The sequence below is a fragment of the Citrobacter sp. Cpo147 genome (assembly GCF_030332405.1).
In the GTDB taxonomy this organism is placed as follows: domain Bacteria; phylum Pseudomonadota; class Gammaproteobacteria; order Enterobacterales; family Enterobacteriaceae; genus Citrobacter; species Citrobacter portucalensis.
The window spans coordinates 315,709-338,329 of the sequence record NZ_JAOWHX010000031.1 but is presented as its reverse complement, the minus strand read 5'-3'; the positions used below and the strand labels follow the sequence as shown (position 1 = coordinate 338,329).

At 52.4% G+C, this 22,621-nt stretch carries 20 protein-coding genes and 2 rRNA genes; 13 read left to right on the top strand and 9 right to left on the bottom strand.

The genetic code is table 11. The features are described 5' to 3' along the window. From OGY06_RS11395 to OGY06_RS11385, 3 genes are all read left to right on the top strand, one after another. Positions 1 to 1,626: ribosomal RNA gene (locus OGY06_RS11395) — 23S ribosomal RNA — on the top strand; the annotation flags it as partial. A 96-nt stretch (positions 1,627 to 1,722) separates the two neighbouring features. Continuing rightward, a 5S ribosomal RNA gene (rrf, locus tag OGY06_RS11390) occupies positions 1,723 to 1,838 on the top strand. Positions 1,839 to 2,227: 389 nt separating this feature from the next. Beyond that, positions 2,228 to 3,526 carry an MFS transporter gene (locus tag OGY06_RS11385; RefSeq protein WP_048225111.1) on the top strand — a complete coding sequence of 433 codons (1,299 nt, stop codon included), beginning with the start codon at positions 2,228 to 2,230 and terminating at the stop codon, positions 3,524 to 3,526. Here the strand turns inward: OGY06_RS11385 and OGY06_RS11380 are convergent. From OGY06_RS11380 to trxC, 5 genes are all read right to left on the bottom strand, one after another. Then, positions 3,523 to 3,858: a YfiM family lipoprotein gene (locus OGY06_RS11380; protein WP_153687927.1), complete on the bottom strand. Its 336-nt coding sequence runs from the start codon at positions 3,856 to 3,858 to the stop codon at positions 3,523 to 3,525. The two genes, OGY06_RS11385 and OGY06_RS11380, sit on opposite strands and share 4 nt — an antisense overlap. 32 nt (positions 3,859 to 3,890) lie before the next feature. After that, entirely contained in the window at positions 3,891 to 5,246 is a 1,356-nt protein-coding gene (gene pssA / locus OGY06_RS11375) for a CDP-diacylglycerol--serine O-phosphatidyltransferase (protein ID WP_003835350.1), read from the bottom strand. 114 nt (positions 5,247 to 5,360) lie between these two features. Then, positions 5,361 to 8,021 (bottom strand): bifunctional acetate--CoA ligase family protein/GNAT family N-acetyltransferase, encoded by a 2,661-nt coding sequence (locus OGY06_RS11365; RefSeq protein ID WP_003835349.1) that lies wholly within the window; start codon positions 8,019 to 8,021, stop codon positions 5,361 to 5,363. Between the two features lie 36 nt (positions 8,022 to 8,057). Continuing rightward, a complete protein-coding gene (tapT, locus tag OGY06_RS11360; protein ID WP_003835347.1) occupies positions 8,058 to 8,756 on the bottom strand; it encodes a tRNA-uridine aminocarboxypropyltransferase in 699 nt (232 codons plus the stop codon). A gap of 69 nt (positions 8,757 to 8,825) precedes the next feature. After that, positions 8,826 to 9,245: a thioredoxin TrxC gene (trxC, locus tag OGY06_RS11355; RefSeq protein WP_003835346.1), complete on the bottom strand. Its 420-nt coding sequence runs from the start codon at positions 9,243 to 9,245 to the stop codon at positions 8,826 to 8,828. Between the two features lie 207 nt (positions 9,246 to 9,452). Here trxC and OGY06_RS11350 point away from each other — a divergent pair, with 207 nt between their 5' ends. Further along, positions 9,453 to 10,532 (top strand): tRNA/rRNA methyltransferase, encoded by a 1,080-nt coding sequence (locus OGY06_RS11350; protein ID WP_063941917.1) that lies wholly within the window; start codon positions 9,453 to 9,455, stop codon positions 10,530 to 10,532. Positions 10,533 to 10,564: 32 nt separating this feature from the next. Here OGY06_RS11350 and ung read toward each other — a convergent pair whose 3' ends face one another. Then, a complete protein-coding gene (gene ung / locus OGY06_RS11345) occupies positions 10,565 to 11,254 on the bottom strand; it encodes a uracil-DNA glycosylase (protein ID WP_218667239.1) in 690 nt (229 codons plus the stop codon). 317 nt (positions 11,255 to 11,571) lie between these two features. Here ung and grcA point away from each other — a divergent pair, with 317 nt between their 5' ends. After that, on the top strand, positions 11,572 to 11,955 hold the full coding sequence (grcA, locus tag OGY06_RS11340) for an autonomous glycyl radical cofactor GrcA (RefSeq protein ID WP_286605332.1): 384 nt from the start codon (positions 11,572 to 11,574) through the stop codon (positions 11,953 to 11,955). Between the two features lie 79 nt (positions 11,956 to 12,034). Here grcA and eamB read toward each other — a convergent pair whose 3' ends face one another. Beyond that, positions 12,035 to 12,622 carry a cysteine/O-acetylserine transporter gene (gene eamB / locus OGY06_RS11335; protein WP_003835342.1) on the bottom strand — a complete coding sequence of 196 codons (588 nt, stop codon included), beginning with the start codon at positions 12,620 to 12,622 and terminating at the stop codon, positions 12,035 to 12,037. Between the two features lie 102 nt (positions 12,623 to 12,724). Here eamB and OGY06_RS11330 point away from each other — a divergent pair, with 102 nt between their 5' ends. Beyond that, entirely contained in the window at positions 12,725 to 13,621 is an 897-nt protein-coding gene (locus OGY06_RS11330) for a LysR family transcriptional regulator (protein WP_286605330.1), read from the top strand. Positions 13,622 to 13,638: 17 nt separating this feature from the next. Here the strand turns inward: OGY06_RS11330 and srmB are convergent, their stop codons facing one another. Beyond that, on the bottom strand, positions 13,639 to 14,967 hold the full coding sequence (gene srmB / locus OGY06_RS11325) for an ATP-dependent RNA helicase SrmB (RefSeq protein ID WP_003835340.1): 1,329 nt from the start codon (positions 14,965 to 14,967) through the stop codon (positions 13,639 to 13,641). 130 nt (positions 14,968 to 15,097) lie between these two features. Here srmB and trmN point away from each other — a divergent pair, with 130 nt between their 5' ends. Continuing rightward, on the top strand, positions 15,098 to 15,835 hold the full coding sequence (gene trmN, locus OGY06_RS11320; protein ID WP_003835339.1) for a tRNA(1)(Val) (adenine(37)-N(6))-methyltransferase TrmN: 738 nt from the start codon (positions 15,098 to 15,100) through the stop codon (positions 15,833 to 15,835). On the opposite strand, the gene nadB is transcribed toward trmN, so the two are convergent. Further along, the gene (gene nadB, locus OGY06_RS11315; protein ID WP_063941920.1) at positions 15,820 to 17,442 is read right to left on the bottom strand and encodes an L-aspartate oxidase; all 1,623 of its coding nucleotides are present in this window, start codon (positions 17,440 to 17,442) and stop codon (positions 15,820 to 15,822) included. The two genes, trmN and nadB, sit on opposite strands and share 16 nt — an antisense overlap. A 263-nt stretch (positions 17,443 to 17,705) precedes the next feature. On the opposite strand from nadB, the gene rseD reads away from it, so the two are divergent. The 6 genes from rseD (at position 17,706) to lepA (ending at position 22,611) form a co-directional block, all read left to right on the top strand. Further along, complete coding sequence (rseD, locus tag OGY06_RS11310) at positions 17,706 to 17,870, top strand: rpoE leader peptide RseD (protein ID WP_122973798.1); 165 nt, start codon at positions 17,706 to 17,708, stop codon at positions 17,868 to 17,870. Beyond that, a complete protein-coding gene (gene rpoE, locus OGY06_RS11305; RefSeq protein WP_003037573.1) occupies positions 17,867 to 18,442 on the top strand; it encodes an RNA polymerase sigma factor RpoE in 576 nt (191 codons plus the stop codon). Before rseD ends, rpoE begins: the two co-directional genes overlap by 4 nt. Before the next feature lie 31 nt (positions 18,443 to 18,473). Next, on the top strand, positions 18,474 to 19,124 hold the full coding sequence (rseA, locus tag OGY06_RS11300) for an anti-sigma-E factor RseA (protein WP_008785497.1): 651 nt from the start codon (positions 18,474 to 18,476) through the stop codon (positions 19,122 to 19,124). Further along, positions 19,124 to 20,080, top strand: a complete 957-nt coding sequence (gene rseB, locus OGY06_RS11295; RefSeq protein WP_003835334.1) for a sigma-E factor regulatory protein RseB — start codon at positions 19,124 to 19,126, stop codon at positions 20,078 to 20,080. The genes rseA and rseB overlap by 1 nt, the downstream gene beginning before the upstream one ends. Further along, positions 20,077 to 20,541, top strand: a complete 465-nt coding sequence (rseC, locus tag OGY06_RS11290; RefSeq protein WP_286605328.1) for a SoxR-reducing system protein RseC — start codon at positions 20,077 to 20,079, stop codon at positions 20,539 to 20,541. Before rseB ends, rseC begins: the two co-directional genes overlap by 4 nt. A gap of 270 nt (positions 20,542 to 20,811) precedes the next feature. Further along, complete coding sequence (gene lepA / locus OGY06_RS11285; RefSeq protein WP_003037577.1) at positions 20,812 to 22,611, top strand: translation elongation factor 4; 1,800 nt, start codon at positions 20,812 to 20,814, stop codon at positions 22,609 to 22,611. The last annotated feature ends 10 nt before the right edge of the window (positions 22,612 to 22,621 follow it).

The following is a 22,621-nucleotide window of genomic DNA, read 5'->3' as shown; positions in this document are numbered from 1 at the left end:
AAAAACCCGCACGCCGGAAGACCAAGGGTTCCTGTCCAACGTTAATCGGGGCAGGGTGAGTCGACCCCTAAGGCGAGGCCGAAAGGCGTAGTCGATGGGAAACAGGTTAATATTCCTGTACTTGGTGTTACTGCGAAGGGGGGACGGAGAAGGCTATGTTAGCCGGGCGACGGTTGTCCCGGTTTAAGCATGTAGGCGGGAAGTTTAGGTAAATCCGGACTTCTTTTAACGCTGAGGTGTGATGACGAGGCACTACGGTGCTGAAGTAACAAATGCCCTGCTTCCAGGAAAAGCCTCTAAGCATCAGGTAACACGAAATCGTACCCCAAACCGACACAGGTGGTCAGGTAGAGAATACCAAGGCGCTTGAGAGAACTCGGGTGAAGGAACTAGGCAAAATGGTGCCGTAACTTCGGGAGAAGGCACGCTGATATGTAGGTGAAGTGATTTACTCATGGAGCTGAAATCAGTCGAAGATACCAGCTGGCTGCAACTGTTTATTAAAAACACAGCACTGTGCAAACACGAAAGTGGACGTATACGGTGTGACGCCTGCCCGGTGCCGGAAGGTTAATTGATGGGGTTATCCGTAAGGAGAAGCTCTTGATCGAAGCCCCGGTAAACGGCGGCCGTAACTATAACGGTCCTAAGGTAGCGAAATTCCTTGTCGGGTAAGTTCCGACCTGCACGAATGGCGTAATGATGGCCAGGCTGTCTCCACCCGAGACTCAGTGAAATTGAACTCGCTGTGAAGATGCAGTGTACCCGCGGCAAGACGGAAAGACCCCGTGAACCTTTACTATAGCTTGACACTGAACACTGGTCCTTGATGTGTAGGATAGGTGGGAGGCTTTGAAGTGTGGACGCCAGTCTGCATGGAGCCATCCTTGAAATACCACCCTTTAATGGCTGGTGTTCTAACGTAGACCCGTGATCCGGGTTGCGGACAGTGTCTGGTGGGTAGTTTGACTGGGGCGGTCTCCTCCTAAAGAGTAACGGAGGAGCACGAAGGTTAGCTAATCCTGGTCGGACATCAGGAGGTTAGTGCAAAGGCATAAGCTAGCTTGACTGCGAGAGTGACGGCTCGAGCAGGTGCGAAAGCAGGTCTTAGTGATCCGGTGGTTCTGAATGGAAGGGCCATCGCTCAACGGATAAAAGGTACTCCGGGGATAACAGGCTGATACCGCCCAAGAGTTCATATCGACGGCGGTGTTTGGCACCTCGATGTCGGCTCATCACATCCTGGGGCTGAAGTAGGTCCCAAGGGTATGGCTGTTCGCCATTTAAAGTGGTACGCGAGCTGGGTTTAGAACGTCGTGAGACAGTTCGGTCCCTATCTGCCGTGGGCGCTGGAGAATTGAGGGGGGCTGCTCCTAGTACGAGAGGACCGGAGTGGACGCATCACTGGTGTTCGGGTTGTCATGCCAATGGCATTGCCCGGTAGCTAAATGCGGAAGAGATAAGTGCTGAAAGCATCTAAGCACGAAACTTGCCCCGAGATGAGTTCTCCCTGACTCCTTGAGAGTCCTGAAGGAACGTTGAAGACGACGACGTTGATAGGTCGGGTGTGTAAGTGTAGCGATACATTGAGCTAACCGATACTAATGAACCGTGAGGCTTAACCTTACAACGCCGAAGATGTTTTGGCGAAAGACAGAGACAATATTCAGCCTGATTACAGATTAGATTGACATGCAAAAGCGTGTTGATAAACAGAATTTGCCTGGCGGCTGTAGCGCGGTGGTCCCACCTGACCCCATGCCGAACTCAGAAGTGAAACGCCGTAGCGCCGATGGTAGTGTGGGGTCTCCCCATGCGAGAGTAGGGAACTGCCAGGCATTAATTAAAGTGAAGAAGCCCATCCTGCCGGATGGGCTTTTTTGCGTCTGTGCGGGATGAAAACCGCCGGATGCGGCGTGCCGCCTTATCCGGCCTGCAGGGGCTGGGCTGAATGTATTTTGTAGGCCTGATAAGCGCAGCGTATCAGGCAACGCGGCGGTACATTGCCGGATTCGACGTAACAGCCTTAATCGACCAACAAAAGCACACTGTCTCGATCTACTACACGGATCTCTCCCTCGACCATATCTGAATCCTTTCTCTGCTAATTAAAATCGTGATCTTTACCGCACAATAAGATATAACAATTATATAACATTCTATTCACTAAAAAACACACAACCATCATTGATAAATTCACGCGATCGTTGGCAGGGGTACAATTCTAATGGCTGATAGTAGTGTAACTGAGAACGGGGCGCTGTCAGACGGCGATACCCGTCGTCGTATATGGGCGATTGTCGGAGCATCATCAGGAAATCTGGTCGAATGGTTTGATTTCTATATCTACTCTTTCTGCTCTCTCTATTTCGCTCATATCTTTTTTCCCTCCGGAAACACCACCACACAACTCTTACAAACCGCCGGCGTTTTTGCCGCTGGCTTCTTGATGCGACCAATTGGAGGCTGGCTGTTTGGCCGTATCGCAGATAAGCACGGGCGTAAAAAGTCCATGTTGCTGTCCGTTTGCATGATGTGCATGGGATCGTTGGTGATCGCTTGTCTACCGGGATATGAAACTATCGGTACCTGGGCGCCTGCGCTATTACTGCTGGCCAGGCTATTCCAGGGGTTATCTGTCGGTGGTGAATACGGAACCAGCGCGACCTATATGAGTGAAGTCGCCGTTGAAGGTAAGAAAGGTTTTTATGCTTCATTCCAGTACGTAACGTTAATCGGCGGACAGTTACTGGCATTGCTGGTTGTGGTCATATTACAGCACACGTTAGAAGACTCAGCGCTCAGAGAATGGGGTTGGCGTATTCCATTTGCGTTGGGCGCCGTGCTGGCTATTGTTGCGCTATGGCTGCGTCGCCAACTGGATGAAACCTCGAAACAGGACGTTCGTGCGCTGAAAGAAGCGGGCTCTCTGAAAGGTCTGTGGCGTAATCGCAAAGCTTTTGTCATGGTGCTTGGTTTTACCGCCGCGGGATCATTGTGTTTTTATACGTTCACAACCTATATGCAGAAGTACCTGGTTAACACAGCCGGTATGCATGCCAACGTAGCCAGCGGGATTATGACGGCGGCACTGTGTGTGTTCATGCTGGTACAACCGCTGTTCGGCGCCTTGTCTGATAAAATTGGCCGACGTACTTCAATGCTGTGTTTTGGCGCGTTGGCCGCGATTTTCACTGTTCCCATTCTGACAGCATTGCAAAGCGTAACATCCCCGTATATGGCGTTTGCTCTGGTGATGTGTGCTCTGTTAATCGTCAGTTTCTATACGTCAATTAGCGGTATTCTGAAGGCCGAAATGTTCCCGGCGCAGGTGCGCGCTCTGGGGGTCGGCTTATCTTATGCGGTGGCCAATGCGTTGTTTGGCGGTTCAGCCGAATATGTCGCGTTGTCCCTGAAGTCTGTCGGTATGGAAACGACATTCTTCTGGTACGTCACTGCGCTGGCAGTCGTTGCGTTTTTAGTATCGCTAATGCTGCATGGGAAAGGGAAAGGTCTGCGCCTCTAGTAATGTGCCAGTTGCCAGACCGCATAGCCGGTAGATGCGCCTGCAACATCCCAGGCGAAGTCCTTCCAGCTCCAGCCGCTCCCAGCGGGACGGCTGTCCCACAGCTCTTTTGACGCACCCAGGCTGACTGAGAACATCAGGCCGATAGCCGCACTGCGATCGCGGCTGTTGCCCTGATGTTGGGCATATTCATTGCCGGCTGCGGCAAGCATGGCGGAGGCGATGAAGTGTTGAGCTTTGTCTTGCCCGCTCCACTGGTCGTTAGCCATATGGCTGCAGCCCGAAATGGCAAGGATACTGGTAAGAATGAACAGGCGCACCGTTGCCTCCATATGAAAAACCCCGTCACTGGACGGGGTCTTGATTACAGAATACGGCTAATTAATCTGTCGATACGAATACGGCGTAGTCGACGGATGAGCTTACGCACTTTGACTGGATAGTCAGCAATGCTTTGCAGGTCGCGATAGTGCTTAACGACGGTAGTATGCGTACGGATAAGCTCCAGCTCTTTATCGCGCTGAGGGGTGAGCTCTTGCTTAGGATCGTGAATAAGGATGGCGTTTTCCAGATCCAGACGCCAGGCGCGAGGGTTAAGGTTGTTGCCGGTGAGCAGCATCCATTTATCATCAACCCACATACCTTTCAGATGATAGGTGTTGTCATCATCTTTCCATAGGCGTACGACCAGCTGGTCGGTATTCACGTAATACTGCAATCTGCTCAAGAAACGGCGCAGATTGATTTCATACAGATAAGGCAGCGCACCGATGATCTTGAATGGCTCATCTTCCGGGATGAAAAAGTCGTTGGCGGTTTTATCACCGACAATGATTTCAACCTTTTTCCCTTCACGCAGCAGTTGAATGATATTGCGCACCAGTATGGCGGGAAGGTTGAAATAAGGGGTACAGATTGTAAGCTTGTGCTCCGCGCAGGGCATAAGATGGAAAATGGTCTTATTTAACAGACTGGATTTCCCAAGGCCCACCAGAGGCGTAACCGAAAGCTGTTCGTTATCAGCATCACCCTGAAAATGGAATGACGCATCGCGCAGTTCCTGACGGTACAGGCGGATGTCGTTTTTAATTTCTGGGCTTTTAGGGCGGTTGATATCATCAAGACGGTTAACGCCGCGACCGTTCATCAGGTTTTGCGTCACCCAATCGAACATGATATCGGCCATTTGCGCGTTGCGAATCAACTGATAACGGTCATAGCGATATTTATCATGCTGATGCAGGTAAACATCGTTCAGACTGGCCCCGCTGTACAGGACGCTGTCATCAATGATAAAGCCTTTGAAATGCAGGACGCCAAGCGCTTCACGGGTGTTAATCGGGACACCGTAGACAGGAATATCTATACCAGGGTTTTCTTGCGCCATTCGGCAATACCAATCAGCATTGGTATTGGATGCCGCAGCACCAATACGACCGCGCTGGGCTCGGTGCCAGTCGACAAGCACCCGGACATCCAGCTCAGGACGCTGCCGTTTTGCCGCATAGAGAGCGTCAAGTATGCCTTTACCACCGTCATCCTGTTCCAGGTACAGCGCAATAATGCAGATCCGTCGCGTCGCGCTGGCTATTTTTTCCAGCAGAGTCTCCCTGAAATTAGCGGGAGCATAAAAGAAATCTACATCATCAACTGACTGAGAAATCTTGGGTAGTTGGGCAAGGTGTTGTTGATGTTTATTACGCTTAAATTTTGACAACATCACAGTGCATTTCTTCTCTGTTCATTGAAGGGTCCTCTGTGCTATGCAGACGACATAAGCGGGCAATGATACCACCAGTACCCATTAATGTGGTCAACATTTCCAGTACCTTACTCACGATTCCTCACATTGGGCCAGATTAAGCGTTAGCCCAACAATTCCCTCTTCGAGCTGGACGTCAACAACAAACCCGAGTTTTCGGGCCAGGGCGACCATCCCACGATTGTTCGGCATCGTAATACCATTCAAACGTATAAGTCCGTGATCTCGAGTATAGGCAATTAATTTTTCCATCAATCGGCGACCCAGTCCAAGCCCTTTGAGATCGGAACGAACCAGTACGGCAAACTCAGCGTCTACGTTATCAGGATCCGAGATCGCTCGCGTTACGCCGAGGATCTCTTCGTGATTATCTTTACAACGCACCGCAACAAAGGCCATTTCCCGATCGTAGTCGATCTGCGTCATATTGGCTAAATCTTCGTGGGTAAATTCGTTGATCTCACTGAAATAGCGATAATAAAGATCTTCTTTTGTCACCTGAGAAATGAACTGCTGAAGATGAGGTTCATCCTCCGGCAAAATGGGGCGGAACAGACAGCGCTCGCCGTTCTTCAACTCCACCCACTCTTCAAGCTGATGAGGGTAGGGACGTACAGCCAGTCTGCTTTCGTTATCGCCCGTGAAAGGGGCAATATCCAGCGTAACGTCCAGCGCGGTAAATTCTCCGGCCGAGGCCAGCAGCGGATGAATATCCAGACGCTGAATTTCCGGACAATCGACGATCAGGTTGGAGACCTGCACCAGAAGTTGGCTCAACCCGGCGATATCCAAAGGGCGCAGTGCGCTGCGCGCGCGGATCTTTTTATTTTTGATCCCCTGGATCACCAGATAACGCGCCAGATTCATGTTCAATGGCGGCAATGCCACCACGGCTTGATCTTCCGGTCGCCACTCAACACCACCTTCACCCAGCATAATCAACGGGCCAAATACCGGGTCGTGTTCAACGACGACGCGAAGTTCCTGAGCACCAGCGCGATTCGCCATACTTTGTACTAATAAACCGTGAATGCGTGCCTGCGGCCAGGCCATTTTTACCCGATCGAAAATTGCATTGGCAGCCTGCTGCACTTCTGTTGCTGTACGCAGGTAGAGCATTACCCCTTGAACTTCCGACTTATGCGGGATATCAGGAGAACGCAGCTTGAGCGCCACCGGGTAGCCGATTTGCTCCGCGATGTGTACCGCTTCCGCGCTGTCGCTGGCGATCCACGTTGGCAGCGTGTGTAAGCCATAAGCCTGTAAAATCGGCTGCACTTCGTGGGTATCAAGCGATGTGGCTCCTTCAGCAATCGCCCGCTGTAACAGATTATGCGCTTCGGCGGTGTTGGAGGTCAGGCTGTCAGGCAGCGCAGGCGTTTCTCGTAGCTGCTTCTGGTTTCGCCGATACTCCACCATATGCATAAATGCGGTGATGGTACCTTCCGGCGTGCGGTAGGTGGGCAGTCCGGCTTCACTAAACAGTCTGCGGGCTTCCTGAGAGGAAAACTCTCCGCACCAGTTGGTCAGTAACGAGACGAATTTTCCTCGGGGGTGATGCTTTACCGCTTCAATCAATGCCTGTGCGCTTTCGGTTCCGGGAGCGGCTGCGCTGGGGGAATGAATCACCATCAACGCGTCGAAATCCTGGCTGGCAAGCAAAATATCCAGCGTCTTAACGTAGTGTTCGCTGCTGGCGTCATCACGCAGATCCAGCGGGTTGGCGATATCAACATGTTCAGGCAAGGCATCGCGTAATTTCTGGCAGGTGTCTTCACTCAACGTCGCCAACTTGCCATTTTTTGACCACAGTTCATCTAATGCCAGTGCGGCAGGCGCGGCCCCATTGCTGATGATCATCAGCCTGTCGCCACGCAGCGGGCGCATGTGGCTCAGGGTTTCGACCGCCGAGAACAGCTCGTGGGTGTCTTGTACGCGTAGTAAACCGGCGCGCTGAATAGCGGCGTCCCACGCGGGGTCCATCCCGGCGCTGGTATGCAGTAAACGCTGCGCCGCTGGACTACGGCCGCTCTTAATCACCAGAATAGGTTTATTGCGCGAGGCGCTGCGGGCGGCGGAAACAAAGCGTCGGGCATCACTTAAATGCTCGAGATACAGCAATATCGCGCTGGTTTTGCTGTCGCGCGCCAGGTAATCCAGCAGCTCATCAACGTCAATATCCAGGCTATCACCCAGCGCGATAAAGTAAGAAAAGCCCATTTCTCTCTGCTGTGCCCAGTCGAGAATGGTGTTGGATACGGCGGCGGATTGAGAGATAAAAGCCAGCTTGCCGCGCTTAATCGGAACGGGGGAAAAGCTGGCGTTAAGTCCTTGCCAGGGCGCGAGAAGTCCCAGGCTGTTGGGGCCCAGCAAACGTATGTTGTAGCGTGATGCGCAGGCCAGTAGCTCTGCGTGCTGCGCCGCGGGAGCTGAGAGAATAATGCAGGTTTTACAGCCTTTCTCGCCAAGCGCTTCGAGTAACGCCAGGTTACGGCTGGCATTGGTGCACAACACAGCGAGATCCGGGCTAAAAGGCAGGCTGTTGATATTGGGCCACGCCAGTACGCCCAATACCGCTTTCCATGCGGGCGTCACCGGTAAAACAGGTCCATTGAAACCGCCGGCAAGCAGGTTACGCATCATCAGGTAACCCGCGCGATTAGGCTTCATTGACGCCCCAATCACCGCAATGGATTTCGGTCGCAGTAGTGCTTCCAGGCCACGCTGACTCATATCGGCTTCCTTAATGACACCAGTGACCGAATGATTTTAAACGTTTTCTGATGAATCTGCTGTGACGCTTCCCTGATGTTGAGTTTTTCCTGCCAGGTAGCGGGTTTTAAAGCGAGTGAAATGATCGCTTAACCCTTCAGCGGCTTGCGTATCTCCCGCCAGATCCAACAAGGCGATGGCCACTTCGGCAGTGCAATATTGCCCTTCAGCGTGAACGCCACGCAGGTGGTAAGCAGAAAGGCGTGATAAATCAACGGAGATCACCGGCAGGTTATCGAGGTACGGGCTTTTGCGGAACATTTTACGCGCCTCAGGCCAGGTGCCGTCGAGCATGATAAACAATGGGGGCTTACCGGCTGGTGGCGTGAAAATCACTTCACGCTCTTCACCAGCATAGGAGGCCGGGAATACAACCATCGGCTGGTAATCCGGATTTTTCACCAGTTCCAGCAGCGCCTGCGGCGGCTCGGTGCGTGACCACTGAAAAGCCGTGGTATCGGGCAGAATATCAGCAATCAAACGCCCCGTGTTGCTGGGCTTCATCGGCTCGGTATCAAACATCACCAGACAAAAGCGACTTTTTGCCTCAGAGGGTGCCAGCGTTGCGCACAAGCAGAGTTTCTGTGGCAGCAGGCAGCGCTGACATCGGCGAACGCGATTACCTCGGGCAAGGAAAGGACGCGTGGCGCGCGCGAGGCGCTCAGCGCGTAACTGAAGAACAGCGTTATCGGTCATGGGTAAACACGTTGAAAAACGCTATTGTCGCAGAGGTGAAAACGGGGCACAAGATGCGCCCCGTAGAGATTATAATGATTCGTTAAGCCAGCTATCAAACGGGGCTTTTGGTACAGCGCCGTTAAGCATGTCGACGATTTCCCCTTTTTTGAAAATCATAATGGTCGGAATGCTGCGGATACCGAAACGGGCGCTGAGTTCTCGCTCGGCTTCCGTATTCACTTTAACAAAACGCACTTTACCGCTACGCTCTTCCGCGACATCTTCAAAAATCGGGGCGAAGTTACGACATGGACCACACCAGGGGGCCCAAAAGTCAACGACCACCGGGAGATCGTCTTTTAACAGTTTATCCAGTGTCTCACCGGTCGCATTGATCACCTCCCCATCAAACAGGTCGTGACCACAGCGTCCGCATTTAGCCGCTTCCTGGACACGATTGTCAGGGATGCGGTTGATAGCCTGGCAGCTGGTACAAACGGTATTCATAACTAACCTCTGGATGAGTGGAGTGGACTTCACGGCAGGAACGCCAGTATGTTTCTATTATGTTACATATTATCGGGGAGTCTGTTCTAAACAACAATGCGTTTTATTCAATGAGTACAATAGTCCTTAGCTTTTAAATGAAATAATGGCTAACGACGTGCACATCGGGTAATCTGCGCGCTTCGCGCAGAGCAGGTGGAGAAAAACATGAGCGACGAACTGAAGAACAAAAACGGCAAGGTCAAAGTGATGTACGTCCGCAGTGACGATGACTCGGATAAACGCACCCAAAATCCACGTACTGGCAAAGGCGGTGGTCGCCCCGGTACTTCCCGAGCCGAAGGCGGTCGTCGCCCTGCCCGTGATGACCGAAAGGGTCCGAACAGCGAACGCGGTCGTGAACGTGGTCGTGACCGCGATGTAGAACGTGACCGCAGACGTGAAGATTCACCGTGGCGTACCGTGTCCCGCGCACCGAATGATGACGCAGCGGATAAAGCCGATCACGGCGGTATTAGCGGTAAGAGCTTTATCGATCCTGAAGTATTACGCCGTCAGCGCGCGGAAGAAACCCGCGTTTACGGTGAGAATGCCTGCCAGGCTCTGTTCCAGAGTCGCCCGGACGCCATCGTTCGCGCCTGGTTTGTTCAGAGCGTAACCCCGCGCTTTAAAGAAGCATTACGCTGGATGGCGGCAAACCGCAAAGCCTATCACGTGGTTGACGAAGCCGAGCTGGCGAAAGCCTCTGGCACCGAACACCATGGCGGCGTTTGTTTCCTGATCAAAAAACGTAACGGTACTACCGTTAAGCAATGGGTCGGTCAGGCAGGGGCGCAGGATTGCGTGCTGGCACTGGAAGATATCGCTAACCCCCATAACCTGGGCGGCATGATGCGTAGCTGCGCGCACTTCGGTGTGAAAGGCGTAGTGGTTCAGGATGCGGCGCTGCTGGAATCAGGTGCGGCCATCCGTACCGCTGAAGGCGGAGCTGAGCACGTTCAGCCGATTACCGGCGACAGCATTGTTGATGTGCTGGACGACTTCCGCCAGGCGGGTTACACGGTTGTGATGACCTCAAGCGGGAAAGGCAAACCGCTGTTTACTACCACGCTGCCGGAAAAAATGGTGCTGGTATTAGGGCGTGAGCGTGAAGCTCTGCCAGAAGCAGCATGCTCAGCCGACGATCTGTGCGTTGCAATTGACGGCACTGGCAAGGTAGAAACGCTCAACGTTTCTGTGGCAACAGGCGTGCTGCTCGCGGAGTGGTGGCGTCAGAACAAAGCCTGATAATAAAATGCCAGCGAATCGCTGGCATTTTTTTACTCGCTTTCTGCGGGTAATATCGGCATCCAGTCAATTGGCTTTTCACCTCGTTGTTCCAGCCATTCATTCGCCAGTACAAAGTGATTGCAGCCAAAGAAACCGCGATGCGCAGAGAGCGGTGATGGGTGGGGCGCTTTCAACACATGGTGACGCTGCGTATCAATAATCGCGCCTTTCTTCTGCGCGTGAGAACCCCAGAGCAGGAAAACCACGCCTTCCCGATGTTGGTTAATCAGACTGATGACTTTATCGGTAAATGTTTCCCACCCAAGGCTGGCGTGAGAATGTGCCTGACCGGCGCGGACGGTGAGTACGGTGTTGAGTAACAGTACCCCCTGACGTGCCCAGCTTTCCAGATATCCGTGTGTTGGGCGCGTGAAACCTGGAATCGTTGCCTCCAGCTCTTTGTACATGTTCAGCAATGAGGGTGGAGTGGCAATGCCGGGGCGGACAGAGAACGCGAGACCGTGTGCCTGGCCTGGACCGTGGTAAGGATCCTGACCCAGGATGACAACTTTCACGTCACCAAGCTCGGTAAAGCGAAAAGCGTTAAACACATCTTTTTGCGGCGGATAAATTGTCATTCCTGACTGACGCTCGCCGGCAACAGTATGCAGTGTGTTAACAAAATAAGGCTGCTGTTTCTCTTCAGCCAGCACATCGTGCCAGGTTAATTCGGTGGCCATCTCGCTCTCCTGCGAATTTTCAATCCCCCTAGCTTAACTGCTTCTTTCGGCGTCGCAAAATTCTGTACGTTTCTCAATGGTCTACTCCTTAAAGATAGTTGAAAATTTATGTAAAAAGTTTAGCTGCGCATATGGCGTAAGTTGATGTAAAACAATAAAATCCACCTATCACCACTTTTCATGTGTGGTTTTTGTTGATTTAAATCAAAGATTCAAGGGTGTGTGAGGGGTATATATACATTCAAGCAACAATGGTTTTACCAATTGGCCGGATGACGGCCAACCGAGATCAAATAATTTTGCCGGGGAGGCATCAAATGATTACAGGTATCCAGATTACTAAAGCTGCAAACGACAACCTGCTGAACTCTTTCTGGCTGCTGGACAGCGAAAAAGGCGAAGCACGCTGCATCGTTGCGAAAGCAGGTTTCAATGCTGATGAAGTCGTTGCAGTCAGCAAACTGGGCGAAATCGAATACCGTGAAGTACCGGTAGACGTACAGCCGGAAGTCCGCGTGGAAGGTGGTCAGCACCTGAACGTGAACGTTCTGCGTCGCGAAACGCTGGAAGATGCAGTTAAGCATCCGGAAAAATATCCGCAGCTGACCATCCGTGTTTCTGGTTATGCAGTGCGTTTCAACTCTCTGACCCCAGAACAGCAGCGCGACGTTATTGCTCGTACCTTTACTGAGAGCCTGTAAGGCTCACGGGGAATAACCCCGTTTAGCAGAGAATCAAAAAGCGGAAGATGCCAGTGCGTCTTCCGCTTTTTTGCATCTGTTAGTAAAAGATCCTCACCGCGCAATACACCAACAACAGCGCCAGAATGATATTCAACTGTCGACCGTAACGGCGAAAAACGCGCTGAAAAAGATGGCCCGCCAGCGCCCAGCAGGCATTCCCGAAGGTGCCTATCAGCGCTAACAGAATACTCACCCCAATCAGCCAGTGGGCGTCCTGAGTGTACGGTAATACAAACGTGGATAACGCGGTAATGCCGTACAAAATGATTTTCACGTTAACAAACTGCAAGCCAAAACTTGCCCAGAAGCTAATCGGCTCTGACTGCAATCTATCGTTCGAGGTCGGGCTGGTAGCGATCTTCAGCGCCAGCCACAGGATATAAGCGGCCCCAGCCCAACTAAGCCAGTGGATGATGGCTGGATCCATGACCGCCAGTGAAAATGAAATCCCGGCGCACATCATCATGACGATTAAAAAGCCCAGACTCATTCCGGCCAGTACGTGTGTACTCTGACGAAAACCGTGTGACGTCGCGGCACTGAGTGCAAGGATGTTGTTTGGTCCGGGGGTTAGCGCGGTAATCAATGTATAGGTCCAGAATGCACTTAAAAGCATGGGGGTCACTTGTTATCTCCTCTGTTTTGATAGACAGTACCCGAGGCAAAACATTAAAAAAAATGAATGTTTTTGCATTCTGAATTCGATATTTTCGATGGGTTGGTGCGGATGGATTTACGTCGGTTTATTACGCTAAAAACGGTGGTGGAAGAGGGCTCATTTCTGCGGGCATCACAAAAACTGTGCTGTACGCAATCAACGGTTACCTTTCATATTCAACAGCTTGAGCAAGAGCTTTCGGTGCAGTTGTTTGAAAAAATTGGTCGCCGGATGTGTCTCACCAGTGAGGGAAAACGGCTGATGCCGCATATCCATGACCTGACGCGCGTGATGGCATCGATTCGACAGTCGGCACATCAGGATGCGCAGCCGAGCGGCGATCTACGTGTCGCAACAGGCGAAACGCTGCTGGCGTATAAAATGCCGCAGGTTTTACAGCGATTTAAACAACGTGCGCCTCATGTGCGGTTGTCTTTACAGTCGCTCAATTGTTATGTCATTCGCGATGCGTTGCTCAGTGATGATGTTGATCTGGGGGTGTTTTATCGGGTGGGTAATGACGTTGCCCTGGAGTTGATACCTCTTGGCGATCAGTCACTGGCATTAGTTGCTTCGCCACTGCTTCAGCACGTTGATTTTACTCAGCATAACCAGCACATTCCCTGCAGTTTTATCATTAATGAGCCGCAATGTATTTTCAGACAACGCTTCGAGGGGCTACTGCGTAAACGACAGATTACGCTGGAAAATACCATTGAGTTATGGAGCATTGAAAGCATTAAGCAGTGCGTATCGGCAAATCTTGGGATCAGCTTTTTGCCGCATTTTGCCGTCGAGAAGGAGTTACGTTCAGGGGAGTTGATTGAATTACCGTTCAGTGAACAACCTGAGTTAATTACGGCATTGTGTGGTTATCATACCGGAAAAGTCGTTAGCCCGGCGATGCGGGTGTTTCTTGAGTGTATTGAAGAGAGTTTTGCATCACGTGAAAAAATGCCGGGCTAAATGGCCCGGCATTTGGTTTACTCTTTGTCGGACTGCTGGGTAGCAGCTCCGCTCGGCTTACGACGTTTGCCGATATTTTTGGCGTCACGGTGACGTTTTTTCACCCGCGGCTTCTCTTTCTCTTTCGCCTTTTTCTCAGCGCGCTTCGCCAGCACTTTCTTGGATGGCTTGCCGTTAGATTTCTCACTTGGCGCGCGCGTGGTTGGACGCAGTTCGTCAATGACGCGAGCTTTCAGCGGTTCGTCAATATAGCGGCTCGCTTTGCCGAGCAGCAGGTGGTCGTGCGCTTCAACCAAAGAGATCGCAGTGCCTTTACGGCCAGCACGACCGGTACGGCCAATACGGTGCAGATAGGCATCGCCACTGCGCGGCATGTCGAAGTTAAACACGTGGCTGACGTCCGGAATATCAATCCCGCGAGCGGCGACGTCGGTTGCTACCAGCACGTTCACGCGGCCATCGGTCAGGCGTTTGATCGCTTCGTTACGTTTGTTCTGCACCATCTCGCCTTCGAGATAGCAGTTATTAATGCCAGCCTGGCGCAGCCAGCCTGCCAGTTCGTGCACACGCTCGCGTTTGCGTACGAAAACAATTGAGCGGGTCGCCTCTGGCTGTTTTAACAGGTGGATCAGCATGGCAGTTTTGTGCTCGATGTCATCGGCACGGTAGTAAAACTGATGGATCTTCTTGCGTTCACGGGTGGACGGATCCGCTGAGACTTCGACCGGGTCTTCCAACAGACGCTCGGCAAAATCCTTAATCGCATCGCCTTCCAGCGTGGCGGAAAACAGCATGGTTTGCTTACGCCAGCGTGTTTCACCGGCGATATGCTCGATGTCCTGGGCAAAGCCCATGTCCAGCATACGGTCTGCTTCATCGAGAATTAGCGTTTCAACCGCATGGCAGTCGAAGTTTTCTTCTTTAATGTATTGCAGCAGACGACCCGTGGTGGCGACCACGATGTCCTGGTTTTCGCTAAAGACTTCCATGTGGTTCATATAAGCCACGCCGCCGGTAATCGTAGCGATATCCAGATGCGTATTCTTCGCCAGCTCACGGGCGTGTTCGGCAACCTGCATCGCCAGTTCGCGCGTTGGTGTCAGGATTAAAATGCGTGGCGGACCAGATTTCTTGCGCGGGAAGTCGAGCAGGTGCTGCAACGCTGGCAGCAAATATGCCGCCGTTTTACCGGTGCCTGTCGGCGCAGAACCGAGTACATCACGGCCATCGAGCGCAGGCGGAATGGCGGCAGCCTGAATGGCGGTCGGGCGAGTGAAACCTTTTTCCTGGAGGGCATCCAGAAGGCTTTCATCGAGTTCAAGTTCGGAAAAAGTCGTTACAGTCATGTTCTACCTCTGAGTGGGGCGCTGATTATAGACGTTACGGCTGCAATCTTCATCTGTTTGTATGGATATACCTTCTCAGGTATTGTTTTTATCCTATGTTATCGTTTTTTTTCCAGGAAGGTTGTTCTTCATGCCCCAGTCTACATCCGTACTGAGACGTAATGGATTTACTTTTAAGCAGTTTTTTGTGGCACACGATCGCTGTGCAATGAAAGTCGGAACAGACGGCATTTTATTGGGAGCCTGGGCCCCCGTTGCGGGCGTAAAAAGGATCCTGGATATTGGTACCGGGAGCGGCCTGTTGGCGCTGATGCTGGCCCAGCGCACTGATGAAAACGTCATCATTGACGCCGTGGAGCTTGATGTCGACGCCGCGCAGCAGGCGCAGGAGAACATCGCGCAATCTCCGTGGATGCATCGCGTGAGTGTTCATACAGAAGATGCGCAACAGTGGATACCGCGTCAGACCGTGCGTTTTGATTTGATAATCAGCAATCCTCCCTATTATGAACAGGGCGTGGAATGCGCTACACCGCAGCGTGAGCAGGCGCGTTATACCACCTCGCTCGATCACCAGGCGTTGCTTACGCTGGCGGCGGACAGCATTACGGAAGAAGGATTTTTTTGTGTAGTGCTGCCGGAACAGATTGGGAACGCGTTTACCCAGCAGGCATTAAGTATGGGCTGGCATCTGCGATTACGTACGGATGTAGCAGAAACGGAAGCCCGGCTACCGCATCGGGTGTTGCTGGCATTCTCCCCGCAGGCCGGGGAGTGCTTTAGCGACAGGCTGGTGATTCGTGGGCCAGACCAACGTTACTCTGAAGGTTATACGGCGCTGACCCAGGCGTTTTACCTGTTTATGTGATGACTTAGCGGTGAGAGAATAGACGGGCCCGACTCAGGAAGCTGTTCTGGGTAATCCAGCGTGTAGTGCAGGCCCCGACTCTCTTTGCGCATCATTGCGCAGCGGACAATCAGCTCCGCAACTTGCACCAGGTTACGCAGTTCCAGCAAATTGTTCGACACGCGGAAATGGGCGTAATACTCGTCGATTTCCTGTTGCAGCATGGTGATACGGCGCAGAGCGCGCTCCAGGCGCTTGGTCGTACGCACAATACCGACGTAATCCCACATAAACAGCCGCAGCTCATGCCAGTTATGCTGGATAACAACCAACTCATCCGGATTTTCTACCCGGCTTTCATCCCAGCCCGGGAGCGTGCTAACGCCGCGAGCATAAGGCATGCGCCTGTCGATATCTTCAGCCGCGGACCAGCCATAAACCAGACACTCCAGCAATGAGTTCGATGCCATCCGGTTGGCGCCATGCAGGCCGGTGTAACTCACTTCGCCGATCGCATACAGCCCGTCGACATCGGTACGGCCAAAGTCATCCACCATCACACCGCCGCAGGTATAGTGCGCGGCAGGCACGATGGGAACCGGCTCTTTGGTTAAATCAATGCCCAGTCCCAGCAACTTTTCATAAATCATCGGGAAATGCTGACGAACAAATTCTTCCGGCTTATGGCTGATATCGAGGAACATGCAATCTGCACCAAGGCGCTTCATTTCATGATCAATGGCGCGGGCGACAATATCGCGGGGAGCCAGTTCGCCACGTTCGTCAAAATCGGGCATAAAGCGTGAACCGTCCGGGCGCTTCAGGTGCGCGCCTTCGCCGCGCAGCGCTTCGGTCAGCAGAAAATTGCGTGCCTGCGGATGATACAGCGCAGTCGGGTGAAACTGGTTAAACTCCAGGTTGGCGACGCGGCATCCTGCGCGCCAGGCCATTGCAATCCCGTCACCCGAGGAAATATCCGGATTGGTAGTGTATTGATACACCTTTGATGCGCCGCCGGTGGCCAACACTACCGACTTCGCATGGCAGGTTTCGACGGCTTCTTTATTACGATTCCAGATCCATGCGCCGACAACCCGACGCGTTCCCGGCAGACCGATTTTATCGGAGACAATCAGGTCGACGGCGTTGCTACGCTCAAGAACCCGGATATTGGGGTGATTTTGTGCCTGGCTGACGAGGGTGGTTTCGACTTCTTTGCCGGTAGCATCCGCAGCGTGCAGGATGCGTCGATGGCTGTGACCGCCTTCACGGGTCAGGTGATAGCTCTCTTCGCCGTTAGGCTGAACCTGTGTATCGAATAAGACGCCCTGATCGATAAGCCATTGAACGCAGGTGCGGGCATTGCTGGCGACAAATTCAACCGCATGGCGATCGCACAGCCCGGCCCCGGCAATCAGCGTATCTTCAACGTGGGAGTCGATACTGTCGGTTTCATCGAAAACCGCGGCAATACCCCCCTGGGCATAAAATGTCGAGCCTTCGCTGACCGGCCCTTTGCTCAGGACAATAACCTGATGTTTTTCAGCCAGGCGCAGCGCCAGTGAGAGTCCGGCAGCCCCGCTGCCAATGATCAGCACGTCACAGGATAATTCAGGAGTCGTATTCATGATATTTGTTTAATTTACTAAACAGTGTTTGGTCACCATAGCACCACATTGCGCGATACTGCACGTTTTATTTTTAAATGTGTTGCAATGACTAAACATGAAAGAAAAGCATGACGAGGACGAAATAGGCAAAAATATTTTGTGAAGCAGGCCGTTAGCATCAGATTATGTGATGAAATAAAGTGCCCGTTGGGTTACTCTGCAAGCGGTGAAATGGGCATTTCTGTACAGATAGTGCGTTGATCGGGTTATGTAGACTTATAATGAGAGATAAGACCTGTCTACAACATGACAAACAAAAAACAATGCGTAACGGAACTTTACGAAACTTGAGCACTCTAAGCATTTGCTTGCTCATAGTGAAGCTGATGGAGTGGCGTTTCGAAAGCGCGTGGAAATTTGGTTTGGGGAGACTTTACCTCGGATGAGCGAGCAGTTAACGGACCAGGTCCTGGTAGAACGGGTCCAGAAGGGAGATCAGAAAGCCTTTAACCTACTGGTAGTGCGCTATCAGCATAAGGTGGCGAGTCTGGTTTCTCGCTATGTACCGTCGGGTGATGTACCCGATGTAGTACAAGAAGCATTTATCAAAGCCTATCGTGCGCTGGACTCGTTCCGGGGAGATAGTGCTTTTTATACCTGGCTGTATCGTATTGCAGTCAATACAGCGAAGAATTACCTGGTCGCTCAGGGGCGTCGTCCACCTTCCAGTGACATTGATGCGATTGAAGCAGAAAATTACGAAAGTGGCGGTGCGCTGAAAGAAATTTCGAACCCTGAGAACTTAATGTTGTCAGAAGAGCTGAGACAGATAGTTTTCCGAACTATTGAGTCCCTCCCGGAAGATTTACGCATGGCAATAACCTTGCGGGAGCTGGATGGCCTGAGCTATGAAGAGATAGCCGCTATCATGGATTGTCCGGTAGGTACGGTGCGTTCACGTATCTTCCGAGCGAGGGAAGCTATTGATAATAAAGTTCAACCGCTTATCAGGCGTTGACGATAGCGGGATACTGGAAAAGGTATTAGGCATGCAGAAAGAGAAACTTTCCGCTTTAATGGATGGCGAAACGCTGGATACTGAGTTACTCAAAGAGCTAACTCACGACCCGGAAATGCAAAAAACCTGGGAGAGTTATCACCTGATTCGCGATTCCATGCGAGGTGATACCGCCGACGTTCTCCATTTCGATATTTCCGCCCGCGTAATGGCCGCCATCCAGGATGAGCCAGTACGTCAGACGGCGCCATTGATTCCTGAGGCCCAGCCAGCACCGCACCAGTGGCAGAAAATGCCATTCTGGAAGAAAATGCGTCCGTGGGCCGCGCAGCTTACCCAAATGGGTGTGGCCGCGTGCGTATCACTTGCAGTTATCGTTGGCGTCCAGCACTATAATGGGCAATCTGAAACGTCCCAGCAGCCCGAAACGCCGGTGTTTAATACATTACCGATGATGGGTAAAGCCAGTCCGGTTAGCTTGGGTGTACCTTCTGACGCGACGGCCAGCGGCGGTCAACAACAGCAGGTACAGGAGCAGCGTCGTCGTATTAATGCCATGTTGCAGGATTACGAATTGCAACGTCGACTGCACTCTGAACAGCTTCAGTTTGAGCAGGCGCAAACACAGCAAGCCGCTGTTCAGGTGCCAGGAATTCAAACTTTAGGAACGCAATCGCAGTAATGAAGCAACTTTGGTTTGCCATGTCACTTGTGGCTGGTAGCCTGTTCTTCTCTGTAAACGCCTCGGCCAATCCTGCGTCCGGGGCGTTGTTGCAGCAGATGAATCTGGCCAGCCAGTCGCTAACCTATGAGCTGTCATTTGTCAGCATCAATAAGCAGGGTGTTGAATCCCTACGTTATCGTCATGCCCGCCAGGATAACCGTCCACTCGCGCAACTATTACAAATGGATGGACCGCGCCGGGAAGTGGTGCAACGCGGCAACGAAATTAGCTATTTTGAGCCTGGCCTCGAACCGTTCACGCTGAACGGCGATTATATCGTTGACTCTCTGCCATCCCTGATTTACACCGATTTCAAACGCCTTGCTCCCTACTATGATTTTATCTCAGTAGGCCGCACCCGTATTGCCGATCGGCTCTGTGAAGTGATCCGCGTTGTGGCGCGTGACGGCACCCGTTACAGCTATATCGTTTGGATGGACACGGAGACCAAACTGCCGATGCGTGTCGATCTCCTCGATCGTGATGGCGAAACGCTGGAACAGTTCCGTGTAATCTCCTTTACCGTGAATAACGGTGTTAGCGACAGCATGCAGACGTTAGCAAAAGCGAATTTACCACCGTTGCTGTCTGTTCCTGCGGGCGAGAAAACCAACTTCAACTGGAGTCCGTCGTGGTTGCCACAAGGTTTCAGTGAGGTCTCAAGCAGTCGACGTCCGCTGCCGACGATGGATAACATGCCGATTGAATCACGCCTTTATTCTGATGGCCTGTTTAGTTTCTCCGTGAACGTAAACCGTGCGACGCAGAACAGTGCCGATCAACTGCTGCGTACTGGCCGCAGAACGGTCAGCACCAGCGTGCGTGATAACGCGGAGATTACGATTGTGGGCGAGCTTCCACCGCAAACGGCGAAGCGTATCGCGGACAATATCAAGTTCAGGGCAGCACAATGATTAAAGAGTGGGCGACGGTCGTCTCCTGGCAAAATGGTCTGGCGACGGTCAGCTGCGATGTTAAAGCATCATGTAGCAGCTGTGCTTCCCGGGCCGGATGCGGGAGCCGCGTGCTGAACAAACTGGGGCCACAGACCACACACACCATCGTGGTGCCCTGCGACGAACCCTTGACCCCTGGTCAAAAAGTTGAACTGGGCATTGCCGAAGGTAGCCTGCTGGGATCGGCGATGCTGGTCTACATGTCTCCGTTGGCAGGACTGTTTCTTTTCGCTGCGCTGTTCCAGGTGCTGTTTAGTTCCGATCTTGCCGCATTAAGCGGCGCAGTGCTGGGGGGCGTGGGCGGATTCCTGATTGCTCGTGGATACTCTCGTAAGCTTGCTGAACGCGAAGCCTGGCAGCCGGTCATTCTGAACGTTGCTCTCCCACCCGATCTTATTCGCGTCGAAACCCAGCAGTGATATCTTTGCCTGATGGCGTTGCGCTTATCAGGTCTACAGCGTGCTCAGATGCAAGCGTAGGCCGGATAAGGCGTTTATGACGCCATCCGGCAAAAGTTTCACCGACTTTGCAAGGTTGTTTCCAGTTCCCGCTATCCTTGCTCTATGAACGTTTCCTCGCCTCAGCGTTGTAGTGTAGAATGCGGCGTTTCACTTAAACAGACGTTAAGCTCAGATCAGCGACTTCTCAGAGCCTGCTCCGGCGGGCGTAAGGCACAATAATTACACTATATGAAGAACATACGTAACTTTTCAATCATAGCTCACATCGACCACGGTAAATCGACGCTGTCTGACCGTATTATCCAGATCTGCGGTGGCCTGTCTGACCGTGAAATGGAAGCGCAGGTTCTCGACTCGATGGATCTTGAGCGTGAGCGCGGTATTACTATCAAAGCGCAGAGCGTGACGCTCGATTTCAAAGCATCTGATGGTGAAACCTATCAGCTTAACTTTATCGACACCCCGGGCCACGTTGACTTCTCGTATGAAGTTTCCCGCTCGCTTGCTGCCTGTGAAGGCGCATTGCTGGTGGTTGATGCCGGACAGGGCGTTGAAGCGCAGACCCTGGCTAACTGCTATACCGCCATGGAAATGGATCTGGAAGTAGTACCGGTACTGAACAAAATTGACCTGCCAGCCGCCGATCCTGAACGCGTAGCGGAAGAGATCGAAGATATCGTCGGTATTGATGCGACGGATGCCGTTCGCTGCTCGGCGAAAACCGGCGTTGGCGTCACTGACGTTCTTGAACGTCTGGTACGCGACATTCCGCCGCCGGAAGGCGATCCGGAAGGCCCCTTACAGGCGCTGATTATCGACTCCTGGTTCGATAACTACCTTGGCGTGGTGTCACTGGTGCGTATTAAAAACGGCACCATGCGTAAAGGCGACAAAATTAAAGTGATGAGCACCGGTCAGGTCTATAACGCCGACCGCCTGGGTATCTTCACGCCAAAACAAGTTGACCGTACCGAGCTGAAATGCGGCGAGGTAGGTTGGTTGGTTTGTGCGATTAAAGACATCCTCGGCGCACCGGTTGGTGATACCCTGACGCAGGCGCGTAACCCGGCAGACAAACCGCTGCCAGGCTTTAAAAAAGTGAAGCCGCAGGTTTACGCTGGTCTGTTCCCGGTGAGCTCTGACGACTATGAAAACTTCCGTGACGCGCTTGGCAAGCTGAGCCTGAACGACGCCTCCCTGTTCTACGAGCCGGAAAGCTCTACCGCGCTAGGCTTCGGCTTCCGTTGTGGCTTCCTTGGTCTGCTGCACATGGAGATCATTCAGGAACGTCTGGAGCGTGAATACGATCTGGATCTGATCACCACCGCACCGACCGTAGTCTACGAAGTTGAAACCACGGCGAAAGAGACTATCTACGTCGATAGCCCGTCCAAGCTGCCGCCGCTGAACAACATCTACGAACTGCGTGAGCCGATCGCTGAGTGTCACATGCTGCTGCCGCAGGCTTACCTTGGCAATGTCATCACCCTGTGTATCGAGAAGCGTGGCGTCCAGACTAATATGGTTTACCACGGTAACCAGGTGGCGCTGACGTATGAGATTCCGATGGCGGAAGTCGTACTCGATTTCTTTGACCGTCTGAAGTCGACCTCTCGCGGCTACGCGTCGCTGGACTATAACTTCAAACGCTTCCAGGCGTCTGACATGGTGCGTGTTGATGTCCTTATCAACAACGAACGTGTCGATGCGCTGGCGCTGATTACCCACCGCGACAACTCCCAGAGCCGTGGCCGTGAACTGGTTGAGAAGATGAAAGATCTGATCCCTCGCCAGCAGTTTGATATCGCGATCCAGGCGGCCATTGGTACGCACATCATCGCGCGTTCAACGGTTAAGCAGCTGCGTAAAAACGTTCTGGCGAAATGCTACGGTGGCGATATCAGCCGTAAGAAAAAGCTGCTGCAAAAACAGAAAGAGGGTAAAAAGCGCATGAAGCAGATCGGTAACGTCGAACTGCCGCAGGAAGCGTTCCTCGCCATTCTGCATGTCGGTAAAGACAGCAAATAATCTTAAGGAG